Raw genomic sequence first — 1,456 nt, 5'->3', positions numbered from 1 at the left:
GCTCATGCCCATGCTCCTTCGAGCAAGGCTCGTGTCTCTGCCACGGCGACGTCCCATATTGCCTGCATTTCTTCATCCGGACGTTCGTAGTAGCCGCCAAAATTGCCGTCGCCGAGGTAAGCTCTGACGCCTGCCGGATCCATGACGCGCAGGCGCGCAAGGTCAATCATTGGCTTCTGCTGTGTTGGCATTTGCGTGCCAGGCAGCCGCGTCCAAGGAAAATTCTCCATCCACGACGCGTGGGAGGCCACTTTGTCGATTTCCTGCAACTTGGCAAAGGTGGCCGGTGCGTTCCACCAATTGTGAAACTTGACTGCTGTCCCCGGATTGTCTGCCATCCATTCGATGGCCAGACTGCCCGCTGGCTGATTACCGCCATGGCCGTTGACGATAAGGATGCGACGAAATCCCTGCGCCTTCAGCCCGTCCAATATATCGCGAACGATGCGCACATATGTCTCCATGCGAAGACTGATCGTGCCGGGATAAGCCATGAAATAGGGAGTGAGACCGTAGGCAACGACCGGAAACACCGGTATGCCGAGTGGTTCTGCTGCATCCGTGGCGACTTTTTCTGACAGGATGGAGTCGACCGAGAGCGATAAGTGGGCGTGTTGTTCGGTGCTTCCCAAGGGGAGAACGGCTCGGTCGTCGCTGCGTAAATACTCTTCGATTTGCTGCCAGTTTGCTTGTGAAACTTTCACTGTGGTTCCCTTCTTTATTTGTCCATGCTGGCCACGCGCAGCGCATTTTCAGATGCGGGTGGCGGAAGTCCGCCTGCTGCCCGGATGATGGGCAAGATCACGTTCTCAATATCGGCTACGTCAGGAGCGTGGCGGTATTCAATCGCTTGGGCACCGGGGCGCAGTCGGCTTGTGACCTTCTCGGCACCTGACGCGAAGATGACAACGCTGGCATGCGTGATAATTTCGTCGAGGCCCGTGGTTTCCAGCGTCGCTCCCGCAATCTCGCGGACATGCGGCGCAAACCTTTGAACGCCCGCTTTCATGATCGGCAGGAAGTCGGGGAACCGCGAGACAACAGCGATCGAAGCCAGCGAATCCAGCGAGGCCAATGCCATTCGCGTCTCTTCGGATGGGGTGAAACTGATGGTGACCACCTTGGTGTTCGGCACCAGGGCTGCCACTTCCCGGTGCCTGTTGGCAAAGGTTATCGCGAGGTCGGCCGAATTTGCGCGCGCTCTCGTTTCCGGGTCACGCTCGATTGCCGAGATCGTCAAGGGTTCCACTGCCACGCCTTTTCCGAGGCGGGCAGCGATGAAACGCGCATAGCTGGCGGTCGCCTCCGGAAACAGCCCGATCATGACTACGCGCATGCGTTGGCCAAGACTTTCGCGGTAGAAGACCCTTGAGCTTACCAATGAGACAAACTCGGCAGATCGAATGCCAAGGGCGCGGCTCTCCTCGATCAATGCATCGATGCGACGATGAAAATT

2 protein-coding genes are annotated in these 1,456 nt (G+C 57.8%); both read right to left on the bottom strand.

Annotation, left to right across the window (positions count from 1 at the left end; all coding sequences use genetic code 11):
* Positions 1–2: 2 nt before the first annotated feature.
* Positions 3–704 carry a creatininase family protein gene (locus ACXJ5O_RS26850; protein WP_457302570.1) on the bottom strand — a complete coding sequence of 234 codons (702 nt, stop codon included), beginning with the start codon at positions 702–704 and terminating at the stop codon, positions 3–5.
* 14 nt (positions 705–718) lie between these two features.
* The coding region (locus tag ACXJ5O_RS26845; RefSeq protein WP_457302569.1) for a hypothetical protein at positions 719–1,456 on the bottom strand (738 nt) is incomplete at its 5' end.

This window comes from Phyllobacterium sp. P5_D12, assembly GCF_054049495.1.
This window is presented reverse-complemented; position numbering and strand designations above follow the sequence as displayed.